This window comes from Micromonospora sp. SCSIO 07396 (assembly GCF_053667945.1).
The window spans coordinates 576,260-591,433 of sequence record NZ_CM132210.1; the positions used below are offsets into that span (position 1 = coordinate 576,260).

The following is a 15,174-nucleotide window of genomic DNA, read 5'->3' on the forward strand; positions in this document are numbered from 1 at the left end:
GGCTACCGGGCGGTAGCCCCCCACGGTGCCGCATCGGGCCGTTCCCCTCGGATGTGGGAGGGGAACGGCCCGATGGTCGGTCAGACGGCTTCGGCGTCGAGCCGGCCGGCGGTGTCGTCGGCGTCGAGATCCGGCGCGGGGACGGGCTGGGCCATCTCCCGGATGTGCTTGTTGTGCCGGGGCTCCTGCTTGGTCTTGGCGTCGTTGAGCTTGCGGCGCAGGTCGTCGCGGGCGTCGTTGAGGGCGGCCCGCAGGTCCTCCTCGCTCGACGTGGTGACGATCTTCTGCCGGCCGGCGATCCAGCACTCCAGGGTGACCTTCTGCCCGCGCGCCTCCCGGTCCTTGACCGACACCTCCAGCTCGGTGGCGTCGGCGTGGAAGGCGGCCAGCCGGGCGTCCAGGGTGCCGAACTGCTCGACGATCCAGTTCCGGTCGCCCTGGGAGAAGCCCGCGCCCATCCGCAGGCACTCGGCCACGGTCGCCGGGTTCGCCACCGCGCTCATCGCCGCACCTCCCGCTCGGTGCGGACGGAGCCGGTCGTACGCAACGGGGTCCGAATCATCAGCGTTGCCTTTCTCGTCGGACGTCGTGCCTGGTGGTGCCTGGGTGATCAACTCTTTACCCAGCCGGGGTCGACCTCACTCCGGGTGACGCCACCTTCCCCGTGTCGTCGTGACCCGAGGGGTGGGATCGGCTCCGCCCTGTGATCCTCGCCCCGGCAGGTCGGGCCACCCCAGGGCCTGATGGCCTAGCACACCGGGACCTTGATCAGGTGATCGTCCACAGGCACTCCGGTTGTCCACAGGACGGGGTCGGGGGCTCGCCCCACCGTGCCGTACCGGCCAGGCTCGGTCCCGAGTCGACTCGCCACCGCATCCACAGGCCCCTGGGAGGGGACGATGTTCGATACCTACGTCACGATCGTCGGCAACGTGCTGACCGCGCCGCAGTGGCGTCGTACGGCGCAGAGCAACACCCTGGTCGCCAACTTCAAGGTGGCCTCGACCGCCCGCCGCCTCAACCGGGACAGCGGCCGGTGGGTGGACGGCAACAGTCTGCGCGTCCGGGTCAACTGCTGGCGCAAGCTGGCCGAGGGGGTGGCCGCCTCGGTCATGGTCGGTGACCCGGTGGTGGTCGCGGGACGGCTCTACACCCGCGACTGGACCGACGACGCCGGCAACCACCGGGTGCTCTACGAGTTGGAGGCGGTCGCGGTCGGGCACGACCTGTCCCGGGGCCGGTCCCGGTTCCTGCGCAACCGGCCGAGCATGGCCACCAGCACGGTGGAGGACGCGGCGGCGGCCCAGCGGGTGCACGGCGAGCCGACCGAGCCGGTGCCGGCCGACGAGGTCCCTGTCGGGCCGGACGACCGTCCCCTCGACGACGACTTCGACCTGCCCGGCTTCGGGCTCCCGCAGGCCGGCGACGACCTGTCGGCCGGCGGGTACGTGCCGGCGGCCGACCCGTTCGACGACGAACCCGACGACGACCTGTCCCCGCTGCCCGACGACGAGCCGGCGGCACGGTCGGACGGCGGGGACCGGCCGGGCGACGCGGGCGGTCCGGGCGGCGGGAGCCGTACGGAGGACGACGGACCGGGCGGCGGGAGCCGTACGGAGGACGACGGACCGGGCGGCGAGGGGGCGGCCGGTGCGGAAGGTGCGGTCGTCCCGACCCCGGGCGAGGTGGCGCTCGGTCCGGCAGGCCGGGGCAGGCGGGGCCGGGGTCGGGTCCCGGTGCCGGCCTGAGATCGCCCCGCAGCCGCCCGCACCGGGTGTGGGCGCGCTCCGGGACCCGTGCCGGGGAAGGGACACGGGTCCCGGTTCGTACGGACGGGGGCGGGGTGGCGACGGCGACGTGGCCACCCCGCCGTACGACTAGGCTGGCCGGCCGGAGGTGGTGACGGGTGGGGCGACGCACAGCGACGGCGGACACGGTCGGGCTGCTGGCCGGGTACGCGCTGGACAGCCTGCTCGGCGATCCTCGGCGCTGGCATCCGGTGGCCGGCTTCGGCCGGGCCGCCGGTGCCCTGGAACGGCGGGTCTACCGCGCCGACCGCCGGGCGGGGGCGCTCTTCACCGCCGTCGCGGTGGGCGGGCCGGTGCTGCTCGGAGCGGCGGTCAGCCGGGCCACCCGGCGGCACCCGGTGGTCCGGGCCCTGGCCGTGGCCGCCGGCACCTGGACGGTGCTCGGCGGGCGGACCCTGCGCCACGAGGCGACCGTGATGGGCGCGGCGCTGCGCGCCGGTGACCTGCCGGCGGCCCGGCACCGGCTCGGGCACCTCTGCGGTCGGGACCCGTCCCGGCTCGACGAGGGCGAGTTGGCCCGCGCCACCGTCGAGTCGGTGGCCGAGAACACCTCCGACGCCGTCGTCGCGCCGCTGCTCTGGGGTGCCCTCGCCGGGCTGCCCGGCCTGCTCGGCTACCGGGCGGCCAACACCCTCGACGCTATGGTCGGGCACCGCTCACCGCGCTACGCCCGGTTCGGCACCCCGGCCGCCCGGCTCGACGACCTGCTCAACCTGGTGCCGGCCCGACTGACCGGGCTGCTCACCGTGGCCGCCGCACCCACCGTGCACGGCGACCGGGGACGGGCCTGGCAGGTCTGGCGTCGGGACCGCAACGACCACCCCAGCCCCAACGCCGGTCAGTGCGAGGCGGCCATGGCCGGTGCGCTGGGCGTCCGGCTCGGCGGCCGGAACGTCTACTTCGGGCGGTCCGAGGTGCGGCCGTTCCTCGGCGACGGCCCACGCCCCGAGGCGCGGCACCTCAAGCGGGCCGCCCGGCTCTCCGGCACGGTCGGCCTGGCCGCGCTCGCGCTGGCCGCGGCCTGGCCGACGACCGGGGGTCGGCTGGTCGCCGCCACCGGTGGCACGCTGTGGGGTGGGGGGCGTCGCCGGTGAGCGGCGGGCTGCTCGTCGCGGGCACCACCTCCGACGCGGGCAAGAGCGTGCTCACCGCCGGCATCTGCCGCTGGCTGCACCGGCAGGGCGTCGCCGTGGCCCCGTTCAAGGCGCAGAACATGTCCAACAACTCCGCCGTGGTGGTCGGCCCGGACGGGCGGGGCGGCGAGATCGGGCGGGCCCAGGCGATGCAGGCCGCCGCCTGCGGGCTCGCCCCCGACCTGCGGTTCAACCCGGTGCTGCTCAAGCCCGGCAGCGACCTGGCCAGTCAGGTGGTGCTGCTCGGCGAGGCCGTCGACACGGTCACCGCCGGCAACTTCCGGGCCCTGCGTCCGAAGCTCGCCGAGACGGCGTACGCGGCCCTGGCCGAACTGCGGGCGACGTACGACGTGGTGATCTGCGAGGGGGCGGGCAGCCCCGCCGAGATCAACCTACGGGCCGGCGACTACGTCAACATGGGGCTCGCCCGGCACGCCGGGCTCCCCACGATCGTGGTCGGCGACATCGACCGGGGTGGCGTGTTCGCTTCGATGTTCGGCACGGTGGCCCTGCTCGACCCCGCCGACCAGGCCCTGATCGCCGGCTTCGTGATCAACAAGTTCCGGGGCGACCTCGGGCTGCTCCGCCCCGGGCTCGACATGCTGCACCGGGTCACCGGCCGGCCCACCTACGGGGTGCTGCCCTGGCACCTCGACCTGTGGCTCGACGCCGAGGACTCGCTCGCCTACGGCCGGGTGCTCGGCCGGCCCGCCGCCCCGCACGGCACCGACTGGCTCGACGTCGCCGTGGTCCGGCTGCCCCGGATCAGCAACGCCACCGACGTGGAGGCCCTCGCCACCGAACCGGGCGTCCGGGTCCGGCTCACCGTCGAGCCCGCCGAGCTGGCCGCCGCCGACCTGGTCGTCCTGCCGGGCTCGAAGTCCACCGTCGCCGACCTGGCCTGGCTGCGGGAGACCGGGCTCGCCGAGGCGGTCACCGCGCACGCCGCCGCCGGCCGGCCGCTGCTCGGCATCTGCGGTGGCTTCCAGATGCTGGCCACCGCCATCCACGATCAGGTGGAGAGCCGCCGGGGCAGTGTCCCCGGCCTCGGCCTGCTCCCCATCGAGATCACCTTCGACCCGGTCAAGACCGTCCGCCCCGCCGTCGGCACCGCCGCGCCGGACGTCCCGGTACGCGGCTACGAGATCCACCACGGGTACGTCTCCACCGCCGACGCGGACCTGCCCCCACTGCTGCACCACGCCGACGGGCGGCCCGAGGGCGCGCGGCTCGGCGCGGTGCACGGCACCCACTGGCACGGCGCGTTCGAGTCCGACGGGTTCCGCCGCCGGTTCCTGACCGAGGTGGCCCGGTCGGCCGGTCGGCACGGCTTCACCGTCGCACCGGGCACCAGTTTCGACGCCGCCCGCGAACGCTCCCTCGACCTGCTCGGCGACCTGGTCGAGGAACACCTCGACACCGCCGCGCTGTGCCGGCTCATCGAGACCGGTGCCCCCGCCGACCTGCCGTTCATCCCACCCGGCGCACCACCGACGAGCTGACCACCCCGCCCGCACCGGCCGGAAGCCCGGCCCCGAGCCCGCACCGGCCCCGTGCCCGCACCGGCCCCGTGCCCGCACCGGCCCCGTGCCCGCACCGGCCCCGTGCCCGCACCGGCCCCGTGCCCGCACCGGCCCCGAGCCCGCACCGGCCCCGTGCCCGCACCGGCTGGGCAGCCGGTCCGGGCCAGGCAGATCGGTCGGGCCGTCGTCGTGCCGGGCCCGGTCGTCAGCCGCGCACGTCGGCGGGCTGGTCCGACAACGGCAGGCCGGCCTCCAGCCACCCCTGCACACCGCCGATCATGTCGGTGGCGTTGCGCAGGCCCAACGCCTGCAGGCCCGCCGCCGCCAGGCTGGAGCTGAAGCCGTGCCGGCAGGCCACCACGATCTCCCGGTCGTAGCCGGTCGCCTCGGGAATGCGCCACCGGCTGGCCGGGTCCAGCCGCCACTCCAGCACCGTCCGGTCGATGACTATCGCGCCGGGTAGTTCCCCCTGCTCCCGGCGCTGTCCCTCGGTACGCGTGTCGACCAGCAGCGCACCCGCCCGTACCGCCTCGACCGTCTGGTGAGGACTCAGCCGGCGCAGCCCGGCCCGGGCCTGTTCCAGCAGGGCGTCCACGCCGGGACTCATCACGTCATTGAGCACGTCCAGATCATGCCCCGGCACCCACGGGCCCCGCCCGACGAACCGCGCTCCCCACGGTGGAACCAGGCTCACGGGGGACACCCACTAGCGTCACCGGTGTGACGGTGGCCCTGGTCGAGGCGTACGCGACGCTGGCCCGGCGGGTGCTCGCCGGGCCGGCGCGGCTGGGGCGTACCCGACTGGTGGCCGTCGACGGGCCCAGCGGCGCGGGCAAGAGCGTCTTCACCGCGCGCCTCGCGGACGCCCTGGCCGGCCTGCCCGACGGCGGACGGCCACCGGTGGTGCACACCGACGACCTGCTCGACGGCTGGGACGACCAGTTCACCTTCTGGACCCGGCTGGAGGACCGGGTACTCACCCCGCTGCGGGCCGGGCGACCGGGTTCCTACCGGCGGTACAGCTGGGTGCGTCGGGCGTTCCTGCCCCGCGCGGTGCCGGTGCCTGTCGCGCCGGTGCTGCTGCTGGAGGGGGTGAGCGCGGCGCGGGCGGCGATCCGCCCGGAGCTGACCCTGTCGGTGCAGGTCACCGCGCCGGAGCCGGTGCGGTTGCGGCGCGCGCTGGACCGCGACGGTGCGCACCTGCTGGCGGAACTGCGCCGCTGGCACGCGGGGGAGGCGGCCCACTTCGCGGCCGACCGGACCACCGACGCGGTCGACCTGGTGGTCGACGGCGCACCGACCCTGCCGCACGATGGGGAGCGCTACTACGTCCGCCGCCCGGCACCCACCGGTGCTCCCGGGCCGGCGGCTGCGGCCGGTCGCCGGCCCGGCCCGACCGCGGGTTCCGGCTCGCCGGGTGGCTCGCGGTAAGGCCGGCATACGATGCCGGTCATGACCTCACCGATCATGTCCGAGTCCGAGGTACGGGACGCCGTCGCGCGGGAACTGCCCGGGGTCCGTGCCGACCTGGAACGTCTCGTCCGCATCCCCGGCATCGCGTTCGAGGGGTTCGACCACTCGCACGTCGAGCGCTCCGCCGAGGCGGTCGCCGAGTTGCTGCGCGGCTGCGGTCTCGACGTGCGGATCGTGCGGTCGGGCGGCCAGCCCGCCGTGATCGGGACGAAGCCCGCCCCGCCCGGCGCACCCACCGTGCTCATGTACGCCCACCACGACGTGCAGCCCGTCGGCGACCTGTCGCTGTGGGAGTCCGAGCCGTTCGAGCCGGTCGAGCGGGACGGCCGCCTCTACGGGCGCGGCGCGGCCGACGACAAGGCCGGCATCATGGCGCACGTCGCCGCCCTGCGCGCCTTCGGCGACCGGCTCCCGGTCGGCGTGGTGCTGTTCATCGAGGGCGAGGAGGAGTACGGCTCCGACTCGCTGGAGCGGCTGCTCACCGAGCACCGCGAGGAGATCGCCTCGGACGTCATCGTGATCGCCGACTCCACCAACTGGGACGTGGGCGTGCCGGCCCTGACCACCTCGCTGCGCGGCGTGGTCAACCTGTTCGTCGAGCTGCGCACCCTGGACCACGCGGTGCACAGCGGCATGTTCGGCGGGGCCGTGCCGGACGCGTTGACCGCGCTGGTCCGCCTGCTGGCGACCCTGCACGACGACGCCGGGGACGTGGCAGTCGACGGCCTGACCGCCGGGGCGGGGGCTGCCGTCGACTATCCGGAGGACCGGTTCCGGGCCGAGGCCGGGCTGGCCGAGGGAGTCGCGCTGATCGGCACCGGCCGGATCACCGACCGGCTCTGGACCCGACCGGCGGTGGCGGTGCTCGGCATCGACGCCCCGGCCACCGGCGAGGCACCCAACGCGCTGGTCCCGGCGGCGAAGGCCAAGCTGAGCGTACGGCTGGCGCCGGGTGACGACCCCAAGCGGGCGTACGACGCGGTGCGTACCCACCTGGAGAAGCACGCGCCGTGGGGGGCCCGGGTGACGGTGACCCTGGAACACGACGGCGACCCGTGTGTCATCGACGCGTCGGGGCCGATGTTCGACGCCGCCCGCGCCGCCTTCCGGGCCGCCTGGGACGGCACCGAGCCGGTGGACATCGGTGTCGGGGGTTCGATCCCGTTCATCGCCACCTTCCAGGAGATGTTCCCGCAGGCGGCGATCCTGGTGACCGGGGTGGAGGATCCGCACGCGCGGGCGCACGGCCCCAACGAGAGCCTGCACCTCGGCGAGTTCGCCCGGGTCTGCCTGGCGGAGGCGTTGCTGCTGGCGAAGGTGGCCGAGCAGGGTCGGCGGGCCGGTTAGGTCGCGGAACCATAACTTCGGGGTCGATGTCGCAGTTCGCGGCGTGTCGGACGGCAGTCTGGTATAGCCTTTCGAACATGCGTACGAACGACGTGATGACGCGGCTGGAAGCCGCCGTGAGCGCTCTGGGGGACGTCGACGTCTCCGCGTGGCCCGAGGACACGCTCAAGGAACAGCTCGGCGAGCTCTCGGCGGTGTTGGTCGCCCTGGACGGCGTGCTGTCCCGGGTCGCCGACGGCGTCCGCGCCCGGGGTCTGCGCATCGAGGAACCCGTCTCGGTCTGAGCCGTGGTCCGGGTGCCCACACCCGACGCCACTGGGGAGGACGGCCGGATCGGGACGGCCCGGGTACGGCAATACCCGGGCGATGTCGGGGGTGGCTGGCAGGATGAGGTGCGTGCGGTTCCTCGACCTGGCAGCCACCTCCGCGGCCGTCGCGGCCACCTCCGGCCGGCGGGCCAAGGTGGAGTTGCTGGCCGACGCGTTGCGGGCGCTCGACCCGTCCGAGGTGTCGGTCGGCTCCGGCTACCTCGCCGGTGAGCTGCGCCAACGGCAAACCGGCGTGGGCTGGGCCAGCCTGCGTGACCTGCCGCCGCCGGCCGCCGAGCCGACCCTGACCGTGACCGCCGTCGACGCGGCGATCGACGAGATCGCCGCCGTGCACGGTCCGGGTTCCCAGGCCCGCCGCCGGCACCTGCTCGGCACCCTCTTCGGGGCCGCCACCGCTGACGAGCAGCGGCTGCTGGTCGACCTGTTCCGGGGTGAACTGCGCCAGGGCGCCCAGGCGGGCCTGCTCGCCGACGCCGTCGCCAAGGCCGCCGAGGTCCCGGTGACGGCGGTCCGCCGCGCCCTGCTGCTCGCCGGTGACCTGCGGGCCGTCGCGCTGGCCGCCCGCACCGGCGGGGCCGCCGCGCTGGCCGGGTTCGGGCTCCGGGTGGGCCGCCCGCTCGCGCCGATGCTGGCCCAGAGCGCACCCTCGGTCGACGCCGCGCTCCAGGCCACCGGGGTCCCGGCCGTGGTCGACGTCAAACTCGACGGCATCCGCATCCAGGTGCACCGCTCCGGCGACGACGTCGCGGTCTTCACCCGCAGCCTCGACGAGATCACCACCCGGCTGCCCGGGGTGGTCGACGCCGTACGCGCCCTGCCGGTCCGGGACGTCGTGCTCGACGGCGAGGCGATCGGGTTGGACACCGCCGGGCGTCCACTGCCGTTCCCGCAGACCTCCAGCCGGGCGGCCCGCCGGGCCACCGCCGCCGCGACCGGGGTCACCTCCGCCAGCGGTGCGGCCGACGTGGCCCCGCTGGCCGAGGCGACCGCGCTCACCCCGTACTTTTTCGACCTGCTGCACCTCGACGGCGACGACCTGATCGACCTGCCGGGCCGGCAGCGGTGGGCCCGGCTCGCCGACGTCGTCGACGGGTCGTTGCTGGTCGGCCGGTCCGAGGTGGACGACCCCGAGCAGGCCGGTGCGGTGTTCGCCGCCGCGCTCGACGCCGGTCAGGAGGGGGTGGTGGTCAAGTCGCCGGACGCGCCCTACGACGCCGGTCGACGGGGCACCGCCTGGGTCAAGGTCAAGCCACGGCACACCCTCGACCTGGTCGTGCTGGCCGTCGAGTGGGGCAGCGGCCGGCGGCAGGGCTGGCTGTCCAACCTCCATCTCGGCGCCCGGGACCCGCGCACCGGCGAGTTCGTCATGCTCGGCAAGACCTTCAAGGGCCTCACCGACGACCTGCTGCGCTGGCAGACGGAACGCTTCCTCGGGCTGGCCGTGGAGCGTGGCGACTGGGTGGTGCGGGTCCGCCCCGAGCAGGTGGTCGAGATCGCCTTCGACGGGGTGCTCGCCAGCACCCGCTACCCGGGCGGGGTGGCCCTCCGGTTCGCCCGGGTGCTGCGCTACCGCGACGACAAGTCGGCCGCCGAGGCGGACACCATCGACACGGTCCGGGCGCTGCACGCCGGGCGTCCCACCGGCTGAGCCGCGCCGGTGGGACGGTCGGTCAGAGCACGGACAGCGAACGGGCGTAGTTGACCTGGTTGTTGATCTGGTGCACCTGCCCCTGGTCGAGGACCGGGATACGGGCCACGTACTGGTGGCCGCCGCTGGTCACCGTCACCTGCACCGTGCCGTGGTAACGGGTCTCCTTGATGAGCAGAAAGAGCAGGCTGAAGATGGTGAGGCAGAAGAAGCCGAGGATGGCGCAGACCATCGCCCAACTGGCGATCTTCTCCTCCCGCTGCCAGTGGTCGGTCACGTACCAGGTGGCACCGGCCAGGGGCATCATCCCGGACGGGGTACGGATCACCGGCGGACTCACCATGATCTCGCCGATCTGCACCGCCGCCGGCTGCTGAAAAGCCGCCGCCCCCGGCAGCTGCGGGGTGAACTGCGGCGGGTATGGCCCCGGCTGGGCCGGCGGTGCGGAGAACTGTGCGGGTGGTGCCGGGAACTGGGCCGGTGGTGCGGAGAACTGGGCGGGTGGTGCGGAGTAGGGATCGGCCGTCGACGAGGTGGCGGGGTTCACCGGTGCCGCCAGGGGAGGCGCAGTCGGGAACGGGGCCGTGGACGGTGTGTGTTGTGCCGGGGGCGCGGGGAAGGCCGCCGGGGGCGGGGGCGCGTCCGGCGACAACGCCCACGGGTCGGAGGCGGGGCTCGTCTGCGTGGGCGGATCGGACGGATACGACGGGGCGGGGTCGGAGGTCACCGCGACACCTCACGCGCGTTGGACATCCTGCGGACCATACAGCGTCCGGTTTCGCCCCGCGTCCCCGCGTGGTTCGGACCTGGGCCCGGCGGCCCGCCGAGGGCCCGGTGCAACCAATCGCCTGCCGGTCGCCCCGGCCGGGTGGGTGCCTGTCGTGCGTCCTTTCGAGGTGATGACGAGAACGAGTCGCAGGCTACCGGGAGTGGTGGACCGAGTCGCGCGGCCCCGGCACTCGACCGGTTGATGTCGTGACGTCATCAGCTCGAAAGGACGCGCACCCATGGTGGGACGCCGCCTGGCTGACACCGGGCCGGCCGGCGGGGGACCGTGGGGGCGGCGCGGGCCGGCGGTGGTGGGCCGTGGCGCGGGTCGGCCGGCACCCGCACCGACTGTCCGGCAGGAACCGCCCGGTCCGCAGGCTCGCCCGGGTCCGCAGGCCCGGCGGGTCAGGCGGGTCAGGTGGAGGTGGCCGGTTCGGCGGCGCGGTCGACGGGGGGCTTCGGGGCGTCCAGGCCGGCGGCGCGTCGGGCCTCCCGCCGGGCCACCCAGCCGTAGCCGAAGAGCGTCATCGCGGCGAACAACCACCACTGGACGACGTAGCCGAAGTTCTGCCAGTTGTTCGTGTGCCCGATCGGTACCGCCCGGAACGCCGGGTCGTTCGCCGGGGTCTGCTCGTCGAGCAGCAGGTACGCCCCGTGCAGCGGGTACGGCAGTTCCCGGGCCAGCTTGTCCACGGTCACCCGACGGGTCTCCAACCGGCCGTCGCGCCGGTCCACGCCGTTGCCACCGGTCTCGGTGGGGTGCACCCGGCCGACGACGGTCACCTGACCGGTCGGCAGCGCCGGCACCTCGGGCATGGCCAGCGCGCCGCCGGGCGCCGGGGGGACCCAGCCCCGGTCGACCAGCACGGCCGTGCCGTCGTCGAGCACCAGTGGGACGAGCACCTCGAAGCCGACCCGGCTCTCCACCGTCCGGCCCCGGACCAGGATGATGTTCGTGGCGTCGTACCGGCCGGTGGCGGTGACCCGGCTCCACTCGGCCGGTGTGGCGGGGGCCGCGCCGACGGTGCCCGCGCCGCCGGTGGGGGCCGGCAGCGTCGACCGCAGCGGCGCGGGGGTGCCGGCGGTGCCGGCGTCGATCCGCTCGTTGACGGCGGTGCGTTCCCGGTAACGGTCCAGCTGCCAGTTGCCGAGCAGCACCATGACGGCGGCGGCGGCCAGGGTCAGCGCCAGGATGCCCAGCCAGCGTGGGGTCAGCAGGAACCGGTACACAGCACGAGGCTACCCGTATGACCGACGCCACCCTGCGCGACGGCCCGGCACCGGCCCGTACGGCGTCGGATCGGCGGTCTCCACCTGTCGCCGGGGGCGGGTATGGTCACGCCTGCGGATCGCCGCCGGTGTTCCTCCCGGCCGTCCGCGAGCCACCGCCCGTCGCCACCGAGGAGTCGATGATGACCGCCGTGCCGCGCCTCGTGTTCAGCGCGCCGTCCTCCGGTCACGGCACCAACGCGTTGTCCGTCGGTCTGCTCGCCGCTCTCGCCGACCGGGGGCTCGACGTCGCCGGTTTCAAGGTCGGCCCGGACCACGTCGACGCCGCCTACCTCGGCCTGGCCGCCGGCCGTCCCGGCCGTACCCTCGACCCCCGGCTGATCGGCGGCGACCGGCTCGGGCCGCTCTTCGCCTACGGCGCGCAGGGCGCCGCGTTGGCCCTGGTCCAGGGCACCATGGGGTTGTACGACTCGGTCGCGGGCCGGCCCGAGGCGGAGTCCACGGCCGCCGTGGCGACCGCGCTGCGTAGCCCCGTCGTGCTGGTCATCGACGTGGCGGCGATGGGCCAGTCGGTGGCGGCCCTGGTGCACGGCTTCCGCTCGTACGACGAGCAGCTCTGGTTGGGCGGGGTGATCCTCACCCAGGTCGCCTCCGGCCGGCACGAGGCGATGCTCCGGGAGGCACTCGACGACGTCGGGATGCCGGTCTACGGCGCGCTGCGCCGGCACGAACTGCCCCCGGTGCTGCCCGCCCGTCGGCACGGCGTGGTGCCGGTCCTCGGCCGCGACGCCGAGGCGTTGCGCGCGGTGCGCCGGCTCGGCGAGGCGGTCGCCGGGACGGTCGACCTGGAACGCCTGCTCGGGTTGGCCCGCTCCGCCCCGACACTGTCCGTCTCGCCCTGGTCGCCGGCGTCCGCCGCTGCGGTGGGAGACGTGCCGGTGGGAGACGTGTCGGTGGGGGACGCGCCGGTGGTGGCGCTCGCCGGCGGACCCGGCGGCAGCTACAGCCACCCGGAGACCGCCGAGCTGCTGCGGGCCGCCGGGGCCCAGGTGGTCACCGTCGACCCGCTGCGCGACGAGACGTTGCCCGCCGGCACCCGCGCGCTGGTCGTCGGGGGCGCGCTGCCCGAGTCGTACGCGCGGGACCTGTCGGCCAACCGGCGGCTGTGCATCGCGGTGGCCGAACTGGCCCGCACCGGCCGTCCGGTGATCGCCGAGGGTGCCGGCCTGCTGTGGCTGGCCCGGGAGCTGGACGGGCTGCCGATGTGCGGGGTGCTGGACGCGATCGGTGCGAGCCGGGACGGCCTGGTGGTCGGTTACCGGGAGGCGACCGCCCTGTCCGACAGCGCGGTCGCCCGTACCGGTGCCACGGTGGTGGGCTACAAGCAGCACGGCGCGGTGCTCACCCCCCGGTCCGGCCAGCGGGCCGCCTGGAGTTGGGAGGGCGGCACGCCGGAGGGCTTCGTCTGGCGCGGTGTGCACGCCTCCCAGTTGGGTCTGCACTGGGCGGCGTACCCCGAGATCGCGGCCCGGTTGGTGACGGCGGCGGCGACGCCCTCGCCGGTCGAGGGGGTCGCCGCGCCGGCCTGACCCGCCCGGCAGCCACGGCCCGGCACCCGCCGACCCCGCCTCAGCCGACGATGGCGTCCGACGGCGGGGTGAACTGGCGGGTCGGGGTGCCCTTGAGACCGTCACGCAGGGTCTGGGCGACCGCGTTGACCGGCACCTGGGACTGCCCGTCGCCGACGGCGTTGAACGGGTTGTCCGGGTCGGCGATGAAACTCGCCGCCGCCAGCTCCGGGGTGTACCCGACGAACCAGGCCGACCGGGTGCTGTCCGTGGTACCGGTCTTGCCGGCCACCGGGCGGCCCACCGTACGGCGCACGCTGTCCGCCGTCGACCAGCCGCCGCAGCTGCCCTTGGCCGGGGTGTCACCGGTGGGGCAGCGCGCCGCGTCGGTGGCGGCACGGGCCGCGTCGGCGTTGACCACCTGCCGGCAGCGGGGCTTGGCGACCTCCCGTTCGATGCCACCTGCGGTCTTGTACGTTGCCGGGGTGCCGTCCCGGTTGGTGATCGAGTTGACCGGCATCGCCTCGCAGTACCGCCCGTCGGCGGCGATCGCGGCGTAGGCGTTGGCCATCTCCAGTGGGGTGGCGTCGGAGACGCCCAGGGTGAACGCGCCCCACTTCTTGGCCTTGGCGGGTGACGCCTGCTCCTTGTCGACGTCGGTACGCCAGCGCAGGCCGAGCTGCTCGGCGAGGTGCACCCCCCGGTCCGCGCCGATCTTCTCCTCCAGCTGGACGAAGTAGGTGTTCACCGACTTGCCGAACCCGGACCACATGGTCTGCCGGCCGGTCATCGCCCCGCTGGCGTTGGACGGGGCCCACCCGTCGTACACGGCGGACTTGTAGCGGTACGGCGAGTCGAAGGCGGTGGACAGCGGCATCCCGGCGTCCAGGGCGGCCAGCATCGGGAACATCTTGAACGTCGAGCCGGCCTGGTAGCCCGGGAGGGTGCCGCCGCCGAGCAGCGGGGCGACCGTGTTCGGGTAGTTCGCCTTCATCTTCGGGTCGGCCTCGGGGTTCGAGCTGGGCCCGTTCTCGCTGACGTCCAGGGAGTAGGTGCGGTTCACCGCCATCGCCTTGATCCGTCCGGTGCCCGGTTCGGCGACCACGATCCCGTTGGCGAAGGGGCTGTCGACGCCTTCCTTGGCGCGGACGTTCCGCTCGGCGGCGGCCTGGACCTTCGGGTCGAGGCTGAGCACGATCCGGTAGCCGCCCCGGCGCAGCTTGTCCATCCGTTCCAGCCGGTTCTCCCCGAACGCGGGCTGCGCGCTCCACCAGTTCTTGACGTAGTCGCAGGCGAAGCCCCAGGCGTTGTACGTGCCGGGGATCGAGGCGCAGTCGTTGGCCGGGGTGGTGGGCCGGGTCCGGATGGGTTCGCTCTTGGCCACTGCGGCGGCGTCCGGGGACAGGTAGCCGAGCTGGGACATCTTGTCGAGGACGTAGTTGCGTCGGCCGGTGGCCTCCTTCTGGTCCGAGCTGAGCGGGTCGTACTCGGAGGGGGACTTGACCAGCCCGGCGAGGGTGGCCGCCTCGACCGGGGTGAGGGTGGCCGGGGTCTTGGAGAAGAAGATCTGCGCCGCCGCGTAGATGCCGTACGCCCGGTGGCCGAAGTACGCCGAGTTGAGGTAGCGCTCCAGGATCTGCTCCTTGGTCAGCTCCTTCTCGATGTCCAGCGCCATCCGCATCTCCTTGACCTTGCGCAGGCTGGTCTGTTGGGTGGCCTCCTGGACCTCCTGCGGCGTCTGCGCACTGTCCCGCAGCGCCATCCGGACGTACTGCATGGTCAGGGTGGAGGCGCCCTGGGAGACGCCGCTGGAGCGGGTGTTGGCCACGAAGGCGCGGGCGACGCCCTTCGGGTCGACGCCCCGGTGCTGGTAGAAGCGGTTGTCTTCGGCGGCGACGATGGCCTGCTGGATGTTCGGCGACATGTCCGACAACTTGGTGTACTGCCGGTACTCCTCGTAGAACATCGTCAGGATCGTCTTGCCGTCTGGCGCGTAGAGGTAGGACGTCTCGGCGGGCAAGGCGGTGCGCAGGATGTTCGTCTTGTGCTCCACGGCGTGCGCGGTGGCCTTGGCGCCCAGACCGGTCACGGCGGCCAGCGGGTACGCGACGGCGGCGAGCACGATGCCGGCGATCAGCCCGGCACGCAGGAGAGGAACGGAACGACCAGCGGCAGCAAGGGGTCGATTGCTCACCTGGTCAAGTTATGACATTTCCGATACGTACATGAGAAAAATTCATGAACCCTCGGGTGTTCGCCGGCCGGGACGGTGGCCATGGGTGATGCGTCCGGTGTGCCGTGATGTGGACCACCCCGGGATCGGCTGTCCCCTGCGCCGGCTTCCCGG

13 protein-coding genes are annotated in these 15,174 nt (G+C 74.3%); 8 read left to right on the forward strand and 5 right to left on the reverse strand.

All coding sequences use genetic code 11. From position 1 onward, the window contains the following. Positions 1-80 precede the first annotated feature (80 nt). The gene (locus ACWCHM_RS02670) at positions 81-503 is read right to left on the reverse strand and encodes an HPF/RaiA family ribosome-associated protein (protein WP_204958093.1); all 423 of its coding nucleotides are present in this window, start codon (positions 501-503) and stop codon (positions 81-83) included. A gap of 396 nt (positions 504-899) precedes the next feature. Between ACWCHM_RS02670 and ACWCHM_RS02675 the strand changes: the two genes are divergently transcribed. The 3 genes from ACWCHM_RS02675 (at position 900) to ACWCHM_RS02685 (ending at position 4,443) form a co-directional block, all read left to right on the forward strand. Further along, a complete protein-coding gene (locus ACWCHM_RS02675) occupies positions 900-1,748 on the forward strand; it encodes a single-stranded DNA-binding protein (protein ID WP_454221410.1) in 849 nt (282 codons plus the stop codon). 158 nt (positions 1,749-1,906) lie between these two features. Continuing rightward, positions 1,907-2,902 carry a cobalamin biosynthesis protein gene (locus ACWCHM_RS02680; RefSeq protein ID WP_454221411.1) on the forward strand — a complete coding sequence of 332 codons (996 nt, stop codon included), beginning with the start codon at positions 1,907-1,909 and terminating at the stop codon, positions 2,900-2,902. Further along, entirely contained in the window at positions 2,899-4,443 is a 1,545-nt protein-coding gene (locus ACWCHM_RS02685; protein WP_454221412.1) for a cobyric acid synthase, read from the forward strand. Before ACWCHM_RS02680 ends, ACWCHM_RS02685 begins: the two co-directional genes overlap by 4 nt. Positions 4,444-4,669: 226 nt before the next feature. Here ACWCHM_RS02685 and ACWCHM_RS02690 read toward each other — a convergent pair whose 3' ends face one another. After that, positions 4,670-5,071: a rhodanese-like domain-containing protein gene (locus ACWCHM_RS02690; protein WP_204958228.1), complete on the reverse strand. Its 402-nt coding sequence runs from the start codon at positions 5,069-5,071 to the stop codon at positions 4,670-4,672. 113 nt (positions 5,072-5,184) lie between these two features. Between ACWCHM_RS02690 and ACWCHM_RS02695 the strand changes: the two genes are divergently transcribed. From ACWCHM_RS02695 to ACWCHM_RS02710, 4 genes are all read left to right on the forward strand, one after another. After that, positions 5,185-5,895 carry a uridine kinase family protein gene (locus ACWCHM_RS02695; RefSeq protein ID WP_421490318.1) on the forward strand — a complete coding sequence of 237 codons (711 nt, stop codon included), beginning with the start codon at positions 5,185-5,187 and terminating at the stop codon, positions 5,893-5,895. A gap of 36 nt (positions 5,896-5,931) precedes the next feature. Further along, positions 5,932-7,284, forward strand: a complete 1,353-nt coding sequence (locus ACWCHM_RS02700) for a M20/M25/M40 family metallo-hydrolase (protein WP_454223000.1) — start codon at positions 5,932-5,934, stop codon at positions 7,282-7,284. Positions 7,285-7,361: 77 nt separating this feature from the next. Next, the gene (locus ACWCHM_RS02705; protein ID WP_088646578.1) at positions 7,362-7,568 is read left to right on the forward strand and encodes a hypothetical protein; all 207 of its coding nucleotides are present in this window, start codon (positions 7,362-7,364) and stop codon (positions 7,566-7,568) included. Between the two features lie 103 nt (positions 7,569-7,671). Next, entirely contained in the window at positions 7,672-9,261 is a 1,590-nt protein-coding gene (locus ACWCHM_RS02710; RefSeq protein ID WP_454221413.1) for an ATP-dependent DNA ligase, read from the forward strand. A 22-nt stretch (positions 9,262-9,283) separates the two neighbouring features. On the opposite strand, the gene ACWCHM_RS02715 is transcribed toward ACWCHM_RS02710, so the two are convergent. Together ACWCHM_RS02715 and ACWCHM_RS02720 are read right to left on the reverse strand one after the other, a co-directional pair. Further along, positions 9,284-9,988 (reverse strand): hypothetical protein, encoded by a 705-nt coding sequence (locus tag ACWCHM_RS02715; RefSeq protein ID WP_454221414.1) that lies wholly within the window; start codon positions 9,986-9,988, stop codon positions 9,284-9,286. A gap of 455 nt (positions 9,989-10,443) precedes the next feature. Next, positions 10,444-11,259 carry an SURF1 family cytochrome oxidase biogenesis protein gene (locus ACWCHM_RS02720; protein ID WP_454221415.1) on the reverse strand — a complete coding sequence of 272 codons (816 nt, stop codon included), beginning with the start codon at positions 11,257-11,259 and terminating at the stop codon, positions 10,444-10,446. Positions 11,260-11,276: 17 nt separating this feature from the next. Here ACWCHM_RS02720 and ACWCHM_RS02725 point away from each other — a divergent pair, with 17 nt between their 5' ends. Continuing rightward, positions 11,277-12,848, forward strand: a complete 1,572-nt coding sequence (locus ACWCHM_RS02725; RefSeq protein WP_454221416.1) for a cobyrinate a,c-diamide synthase — start codon at positions 11,277-11,279, stop codon at positions 12,846-12,848. Positions 12,849-12,888: 40 nt separating this feature from the next. Here the strand turns inward: ACWCHM_RS02725 and ACWCHM_RS02730 are convergent, their stop codons facing one another. Beyond that, on the reverse strand, positions 12,889-15,021 hold the full coding sequence (locus ACWCHM_RS02730) for a transglycosylase domain-containing protein (RefSeq protein WP_204958099.1): 2,133 nt from the start codon (positions 15,019-15,021) through the stop codon (positions 12,889-12,891). Between the last annotated feature and the right edge of the window lie 153 nt (positions 15,022-15,174).

Excerpts from the sequence above, each read along its gene's own strand:
- ACWCHM_RS02675 (WP_454221410.1), top strand. The coding sequence starts at position 900 with ATGTTCGATACCTACGTCACGATCGTCGGCAACGTGCTGACCGCGCCG.
- ACWCHM_RS02670 (WP_204958093.1), bottom strand. The coding sequence starts at position 503 with ATGAGCGCGGTGGCGAACCCGGCGACCGTGGCCGAGTGCCTGCGGATG.
- ACWCHM_RS02710 (WP_454221413.1), top strand. The coding sequence starts at position 7,672 with ATGAGGTGCGTGCGGTTCCTCGACCTGGCAGCCACCTCCGCGGCCGTC.
- ACWCHM_RS02690 (WP_204958228.1), bottom strand. The coding sequence starts at position 5,071 with ATGAGTCCCGGCGTGGACGCCCTGCTGGAACAGGCCCGGGCCGGGCTG.
- ACWCHM_RS02725 (WP_454221416.1), top strand. The coding sequence starts at position 11,277 with ATGACCGACGCCACCCTGCGCGACGGCCCGGCACCGGCCCGTACGGCG.
- ACWCHM_RS02705 (WP_088646578.1), top strand. The coding sequence starts at position 7,362 with ATGCGTACGAACGACGTGATGACGCGGCTGGAAGCCGCCGTGAGCGCT.
- ACWCHM_RS02700 (WP_454223000.1), top strand. The coding sequence starts at position 5,932 with ATGTCCGAGTCCGAGGTACGGGACGCCGTCGCGCGGGAACTGCCCGGG.